At 57.0% G+C, this 7,557-nt stretch carries 6 protein-coding genes; 1 reads left to right on the top strand and 5 read right to left on the bottom strand.

Features of this window, described 5'->3' with window-relative positions; translation table 11 throughout:
* Positions 1-78 precede the first annotated feature (78 nt).
* Both BP727_RS01290 and BP727_RS01285 read right to left on the bottom strand, forming a co-directional pair.
* Positions 79-1,095, bottom strand: a complete 1,017-nt coding sequence (locus BP727_RS01290) for an S-methyl-5-thioribose-1-phosphate isomerase (protein WP_013720705.1) — start codon at positions 1,093-1,095, stop codon at positions 79-81.
* A gap of 94 nt (positions 1,096-1,189) precedes the next feature.
* Complete coding sequence (locus tag BP727_RS01285; protein WP_276836975.1) at positions 1,190-2,059, bottom strand: phosphate ABC transporter substrate-binding protein; 870 nt, start codon at positions 2,057-2,059, stop codon at positions 1,190-1,192.
* Between the two features lie 159 nt (positions 2,060-2,218).
* On the opposite strand from BP727_RS01285, the gene BP727_RS01280 reads away from it, so the two are divergent.
* Positions 2,219-4,942 carry a cation-translocating P-type ATPase gene (locus tag BP727_RS01280; RefSeq protein WP_276836973.1) on the top strand — a complete coding sequence of 908 codons (2,724 nt, stop codon included), beginning with the start codon at positions 2,219-2,221 and terminating at the stop codon, positions 4,940-4,942.
* Here BP727_RS01280 and BP727_RS01275 read toward each other — a convergent pair.
* The 3 genes from BP727_RS01275 to coaBC form a co-directional block, all read right to left on the bottom strand.
* Entirely contained in the window at positions 4,939-5,703 is a 765-nt protein-coding gene (locus BP727_RS01275; protein ID WP_342766261.1) for a 4-phosphopantoate--beta-alanine ligase, read from the bottom strand. The genes BP727_RS01280 and BP727_RS01275 overlap by 4 nt on opposite strands.
* Entirely contained in the window at positions 5,696-6,565 is an 870-nt protein-coding gene (locus tag BP727_RS01270; protein WP_273278711.1) for a pantoate kinase, read from the bottom strand. The genes BP727_RS01275 and BP727_RS01270 overlap by 8 nt, the downstream gene beginning before the upstream one ends.
* On the bottom strand, positions 6,562-7,557 hold a 996-nt coding region (gene coaBC / locus BP727_RS01265; protein ID WP_286856996.1), incomplete at its 5' end, for a bifunctional phosphopantothenoylcysteine decarboxylase/phosphopantothenate--cysteine ligase CoaBC. The genes BP727_RS01270 and coaBC, both read right to left, overlap by 4 nt.

Below are 7,557 nucleotides of genomic sequence, written 5' to 3'. Positions count from 1 at the left end.
CCCACTCCGCCGATGACGGCGATTTCTGCATCCATGAGTTGAGCTGCTCTTCAAACTTAAACTACCTTTCTGTAGAATCTATACTGGGGGCATGAGCGGGGGCCGGAAGACGCCCTTCTCGGTTATCAGTGCAGAGACAAGCTCCAGAGGAGTGGCATCGAATGCCGGATTGTAGACGTTTATTCCCAGGGGTGCCAGGCGCACTCCGGCCAGGGTGCAGATCTCCTCAGGATCACGTTCCTCTATTGTGATGTCCTCCTCGCCATAAATCCGGTCAAAGGTGGAGAGGGGTGCGGCCACATAAAAGGGAATCTTGTGGTGTTTGGCCAGGACGGCATGATTGTAGGTCCCGATCTTATTGAAGACCACATCCCTGGTTATGCGGTCTGCTCCCACAATTACCTTGTCGATCTTCCCTCTGCGCATCAGGCTGCCGGACATGCTCTCACAGATCAGGGTTACGGGGATTTTATCCTCTGCCAATTCCCAGGCGGTCAGGCGGGAGCCCTGGTGCAGAGGTCGGGTCTCGCAGGCGTAGACCTCTATTTTTTTCCCGGCTTCGACCGCGGAGCGCACAACTCCCAGAGCAGTTCCCCAGCCCACGCAGGCCAGCCTTCCGGCATTGCAGTGGGTGAGAATGGTGTCCCCGTCCTCCAAGAGCTTTGCTCCGTTCTTTCCTATGGCCCGATTGACCCGGATGTCCTCTTCTGCGATCCCCTCTGCCGATCGTAGCGCTGCCTCGCGAATCTCTTCAGTGCTCTCCCCCCCTCTGGCCGCCTGCAGGGCTCTGTCCACACCCCAGGAGAGGTTTATCGCCGTGGGCCGTGAGTTCCGGATCATATCGGCGGCCATCTCCAGCTCGGCGATCATATCGAAAGCGTTGGTGGCATGGGATCTTTCTGCGGCCAGAGCGATGCTGTAAGCACCGGCGGCTCCAAGAGCAGGAGCGCCGCGAACGGAAAGAGACTTGATAGCGGCTACCAGCTGTCTTATGCTCTCGATCTTCAGGGGAACAAGCTTTAGAGGAAGCTGGGTCTGATCGATAAGCCAGAGGCCTTCATCCCACCAGATGGTCTTGGGCTCGGGTATGCACAAAGGAAGTTCACCAGATAGTAGATGCACATACTGGTATTATTATTTTTTGCTTGCTCCTGTGCAAGATTAGAGTGCTTTTCTCTCCTTAAAAGTATCAGTTCGCTATGAAACCCTCTTCTGCCGCAATCTTCTGTCCCTCTGGCCCCAGGATGAAATCGATGAATGCCCTGGCTCCAGGAGTAGGGTCGCCGAATGTATAGAAGTAGAGGTTCCTTTTGAGCTCATAAAAATCCAGCTTTATGTTCTCATAGCTGGGCACGATGCCGTTGAAGGCTATCCCCTGGACGCCTCCTCCCAAATAATTGAATCCCAGGTAGCCTATGGCCCTATCGCTTCCGGAAATTGCCGTCTTGACCTCTGCTCCGCTGTAGGCCACGGTATCGACTCCAGGGCTTTCTGTCCCTATGTCCCCTATCACCGCTTCATTGAAGTCGTCTCTTGTGCCCGAGCCGTATTCTCTGGAAATAACATAGATATCCTTATCCGGTCCTCCCACCTCATTCCAGTTAGTGATCTCACCGGAATAGATCCTCATAACCTGATCCCTGCTCAGGTCCCGTACTCCTTCCTGGTATATCTCATCGCTTACGGCAATGCTGATGCCGTCCATACCGATCTTGAATTCCTGGAAGCTGTCCCCGAACATCTGTTTTTCTTCCTCAGTTATAGCCCGCGAAGCCATGGCTATGTCGTACTTGCGCTCCACAATGCCTAAAATTCCCGCGCCGGTTCCACCTGCCGTGACACTGACCAAATAATCATTCTGCTCGAGATTGAAGACCTCTGCAGCAGCCTCGGCCAGCGGCATCACTGTTGAGGATCCCATGATTGTGACATCTTCCGGTAGTGCCTCACAGGGCGAGAGGGATACAAATGAGAGACAAACCAGCAAGATTATAATTATTTTTGTAATTAACCCCACCACTCGAGAATTGTCCGGCCAGATATGTAAGCCTATCGTCATAGCTCAATCCGATCGCTCCCACATCATGTAATTAAATAAGGCGACTGTATCTTGCTTTTATACCGAAACTGTAATCAACCAGATCATATATCAAAAATTTCATGAATTTGAGCCCATGGAACTCCCGGCCTGACAACATCTCTCGGTGGAGGTATTGAGTTGGATGCGGTAATAGAAGCCTATTCAATTCCTGCAGACGATGCAATAGAGGCATTAAAGGCAAACACCGAAGGCGGACTGGGAAAGGACGAGGTTGCAGAAAGGTTGAGGATCTATGGGCCGAACAGCCTTCCCAAACCGAAGCCGACGAGCATTGCGGTCTATTTTCTCCGCCAATTTTACAGTCCCTTGATCTACATTCTCCTCCTGGCAGCCGCTATCTCCCTGTTGCTTGGAGACTGGCAGGAGAGCATATTTATCATGATTGTGCTCCTGCTCAACTCACTCATTGGCACCATCCAGGAGTACTCAGCCGAGAAGAGCGCTGAAGCATTGAAGAATATGGTCAGAACCAAGACCCGGGTGATCCGGGATGGCGAGGAGTTCGAGATAGACTCCGAGGAGCTTGTTCCCGGCGATATAGTCCTGCTGGAGTCAGGAGGAAAGGTTCCAGCCGATATCAGACTGATAGAGGTCCAGGATCTGGTGGTGGACGAGTCTCTGCTCACCGGAGAGTCGATACCAGATGCCAAAGACCCCGATCTGATTCTCGATCGGAGAACCCCACTGGGCGATAGAGAGAATATGGCCTTTGCCGGCACCATTGTAGTATCAGGGAGGGGTAGAGGTGTCGCAGTCGCCACCGCCTCGAATACCGCAGTAGGAGGTCTGGCAGCGTCTCTGGCTGGCAAGCCCGAGACCAAGCCTCCTCTGATCCTGCGCATGGAGAAGTTCAACTCCAAGATCGCTCTGGGCGTGGCCGTGGCTGTGGCGGTGATCTTTGCGGTTGAGATCTACCGGGGAGAGCCAATTTATGATATCTTCCTGCAGTCGGTGGCTTTGGCGGTGGCGGCAGTGCCCGAGGGTCTGCCAGTGGCCATGACTGTGGCTCTGTCCATAGGCATGTCTCGCATGGCAAAGAGAAATGTCATCGTCCGCCGGCTGGTAGCGGTGGAGGCCCTGGGATCATGCAACTTCATTGCCTCGGACAAGACGGGAACCCTTACCGTCAACCAGCTTACTGTTACCAGAGCTGTCATTCCCGGCAGGGATAGCTGGAATGTGATCGATCTGGCGAAAAGCCCTCGGGAAGTGGCAGAGGAAGCAGCAGGGAAGACGGCAGCAGAAGGCCCGGTCGGGAGCCAGTCAGCCGGCCAGACATCTGCCCTGAAGGCCCTGGCTAGAGCTTCGGTCCTGGCAAATGAGGCCTTTTCCGGCTTCCGAGACGGCGGCTGGGACTACCACGGGGATGCAGTGGACGTGGCCCTGCTCATGATGGCCCAGGAGACTGGAGTCACTCAACAGGAGGAGCAGAGCAATTATCCCAGGATCGCTCAGATACCCTTTGAATCCAAACGCCAGTTCTCAGCCACCCTTCATCAGGGGCCGGATGGGAGGATTGCATTTGCCAAGGGCTCGCCAGAGAAGATCCTGACGATGAGCAGCAGAATGGCCACTCCCGATGGCGAGATTCCTCTGGATCCACAGGGTGCAGATAAAGTGGCCGAGGCTCTGGCTACTGCAGGTTTCAGACTCCTGGCCCTGGCCTCTGGCAGGTTCCCAGAGAACCAGGAATTCGCTGAGGACCGGCTGGAAGGGCTCACATTTTTAGGACTGGTGGGGATGATCGATCCCCTCCGGCCGGAGGCCAAAGCGGCAGTGGAGGCATGCAAGAGCTCGGGCGTCCAGGTGGCAATGGTCACCGGTGATCATCCGGCAACCGCATTTGCCATTTCCAGGGAGCTGGGGCTGGCGGATAGCGTCGACCAGGTGGTCACGGGAATGGAGCTGAAGGATGCTGAGGCCAAAGGCCCGGAGGCAGTCGATGCTCTTACCAGGAAGGGCCGGGTTTACGCCCGGGTTGAGCCCCAGCAGAAGGTGCTTATCACCAACTCTCTGGTGAGAAACGGAAAGCTGGTGGCTGTTACCGGTGACGGAGCCAACGATGCACCCGCGCTGCATGCCGCTCATGTGGGCGTGGCCATGGGCAAGGGCGGGACCGATGTGGCCAAGGAGAGCGCTGACCTCATCATCACCGATGACAACTTCGCCTCCATAGTCTCGGGGATAGAGGAGGGGAGGATCGTCTACAATAACCTGCGAAAGGTGATCTTCTTTTCTATTTCCACCGGAGTGGCGGAGATATTCCTATTCATCTTAGCCCTGATCTTCAATATGCCCCTTCCTCTGCTTGCCGTCCAGCTCCTCTGGCTGAACCTGGTCACCAACGGTATTCAAGATGTAGCCCTGGCCTTCGAGCCCGCCGAGGGCGGGGAGATGAACCGGCCGCCGAGACCGGCGAACGAGGCGATTTTCAACCGTTTGATGGTGGAGAAGGTTGCGCTGGTGGCAGTGGTTGTAGGCGGCCTGACCTATGCCATATTCCACTGGCAGATGTCCATGGGCCGGAGCATTGAGGAGGCGAGAAACATCGCTATGATCATGATGGTCCTCTTTGAGAATGCTGTGGTCTTCGCCAGCCGATCAGAGCTCAAGAGCGCTTTCAGCTCCAGTCCACTTAGAAATCCTCTGCTGGTGTTCGGCACCATAGCCGCCATTCTGATCCAGGTGGCTGCCATGTACATGCCCGGTCTATCCGATGTGCTGCAGATTCATCCCGTCTCTCTGTATCAGTGGGTGGAGCTGGTGGGAGTGGCCCTGGTGGCCTTTGCCGCCATTGAGCTGCATAAGCTCATACGCAGGAGGTTTCCAGTGATAGGTTAATCGCTCCCCTTCCTGAACTGCTCGTCCAGATGATCCCGGATCTCCTGCACCGACCCGGCCAGAGTCTCCTGGTTGTCGTATTCATTTAATATCTTCTCCAGATCCGGGCGAGGCTTATTGGAGAGCTGCCTGACCTCTTCCGTCAGCTGGGGAACCGCCCGGAGTATGTTGTCCACAATGCTTACAGTGGCCTTTTTTGCTGTGCGGGAGAGGGGGTTGAGGTCGATGGCAATGACTCTTTTTCCCATGGCCAGCAGGGCCTCGCAACGGTCGCCGTCCTCCAGGGGAATGAGCACCACATCGGCATCGTAGATTCCGCCCCGGGTGGCCAGGGCCCGGGCATGATCAAGGCCTGGTACTGAAGTGTCCGGCCTCTCGCCCAGAACATCTTCTGCCCCCTTCTCCCTTAGCAGATCGGCGATCTTCTTCACCCTATCCTCGCTGCGGTGAAAGAGGTTCACCTCCAGGGGGATATTGAGTGCTCTAGCCAGCGCCACCATCTCCTCTGAAACGAGGGCGGCCACATTGCCGTTGACCGAGATCGCTGGCCTCTCGGCTAAGAGGAGCAATGCCGCTCCCGCCCGGATCGCTGCTGCAGCGGAAGCCGTCGTCCTCTCGCCCAGGAGATAGTCGAAGCACTCTCCTCTGCCCTGGGCAATCAGCCCCTGGGTGCTGGTATATCCTTTTTTCACTCCTTCTGCCACGCGCTCCCGCGCCACCAGGGAAGCATATCTGGGATGGGATTTGGGAATTTCAGTCAAGATTAGCACCTCTCTGAGAGATGAATGTAGTATAGACCTGGCCTGAGCCCTGGAGGGCCTCAATTCCGCCAAAGGCATAGACCGCGTCTCCTAGCATGATCATGCTGGCCCTTCCCCCCTCCGCCTCCACCGCCTCTATCATATCCAGCGCCCAGCTGCTGGCAAGACCCGTCTCCATGGTGAAACGGCGGGAGAGCCGCATGAACTCCTCCAATGTGGGCTTTTTCAATAGATCCTTCAGGGCAGCCCGGCCAGCCTCATTTATGGATGACATGGTGCCTTGGTCGGAGAGCACCTCCCGGGTGGAGATCGGGCCCCGGACCACGCAGTGAACCGGTTGTGGTGCAACGGGTATTCGATCGATTCTGCCGATGCCAGGCGCCCCGGGCTCCAGACGAATCACCAGGCCGCCGGTGTTCTGGGCGATGACGTCCCCCAGGCCAGTGCGGTTGACAACCTCTGCCGCATGGGCGACAGATGCCGTCTGATCTGCGGTGAGTCCCAGGTCGAAGTGATGGTTTAGGGCATAAGCGCAACCCAAGGCCCCCGCCCCGCTTGCTCCAAAACCGGAGCCAAAGGGCATATTCATGTCGGTTTTCACCCGGACTGGGCTCCTGGCCAGCCGCTCGATGACGAACCTGGAGACAGGAGCATCTGTCACTCTGCCATTGAGAATGATCTCAGCATCCTCGATATCGGGAGAGGATTCTATGATGGTCGTGGCGCCGGGGGAAAGACACAGGCCGCAGCCGATAGAGCCGGACTGCAGAGGGTCTTCCTCACGCCTGGCCGCGAAAAAGCCGGTGATGTGGGATGGGACCCAGGCTCTGGTTGTAAAATGATTCGAATTGGGGGAATTCATAGAATCTCCGCCAGAGAGTCGATGATCCTTCTCGCAATCAGGCTCTTTTTTCCCTCGACCTCGCTATGGCTGCCGGACCGGCTCAAAATGAGCACCCGGTTATCATCCGTGCCCATGCCACCTCTGGAGACGTCATTGGCCACCACCAGGTCCAGCCCCGCGCCCTCCAGGGATGCACGAGCTCTGGCCAGGAGCTCCTCGTCGCCGGTATCGGTCTCGGCCTTGAACCCCACGATCTTCAGATCAGGGTAGGCTTCTCGCACCGCCTTGATTATCTTCCTGGTGGGCTTGAGCCGCAGATTCAATTCCAGGCCGGACTTGATCTTCTCCTCGCTCGGGTCGAGGGTGTAGTCCGCCACTGCCGCGGCGCTGATCAGGGCATCGCAGCCCTTCTTGAGCTCTGCCATGACCGCATCCAGCATATCGCTGGCGCTCTGGGCATAGACCTGGTGGACTGGCAGGTCCTGGATGAAGCGGTGGACCAGGGTTACATCCGCCCCCCGCCTTCGGGCCTCCAGGGCGAGGGCGACACCGGTCTTTCCCGAGGCCCGGTTGGTGAGAATTCTGATGGGGTCGATGGATTCGGCATTCGAGCCGCTGGTGATCAGGATCCTCTTCCCTTTAAGGTCGGCCGGGCCCAGCAGTCTTTCTACCTCCTGCACCACCCGCTGGTTATCGGCGAATTTGGCCTTGCCCTCCTCGATGCGCGGATCGATGAGGGCCACGCCCATTTCCCTCAGGATTTGCAGATTCCGTATGACTGCGGGATGACGGTACATGGCCTCATGCATGGCAGGGACGACTGCCACCGGCTTGCCACTTCCCAGAGCCGTGGTGGCAAAGGTGGTCACCGGAGTATCATCGATGCCATTGGCCATCTTGCCAATGGTGTTGGCGGTGGCCGGCGCGACCAGGAAGAGGTCTGCTTTTCCTCCCACGCCGCAGAACAAGACATGCTCCACCCGGCCGGTGATCTCGGTTATCACCGGATG

The sequence above is a fragment of the Methanosaeta sp. UBA356 genome (genome assembly GCF_002496465.1).
GTDB classification, from domain to species: domain Archaea; phylum Halobacteriota; class Methanosarcinia; order Methanotrichales; family Methanotrichaceae; genus Methanothrix; species Methanothrix soehngenii.
The sequence above is the reverse complement of the archived record's forward strand: the minus strand, read 5'-3'. Positions and strand labels throughout refer to the sequence as shown.

Coding starts and splice junctions, on each gene's coding strand:
- BP727_RS01285 (WP_276836975.1), bottom strand. CDS start 2,059: ATGACGATAGGCTTACATATCTGGCCGGACAATTCTCGAGTGGTGGGG.
- BP727_RS01270 (WP_273278711.1), bottom strand. CDS start 6,565: ATGAATTCCCCCAATTCGAATCATTTTACAACCAGAGCCTGGGTCCCA.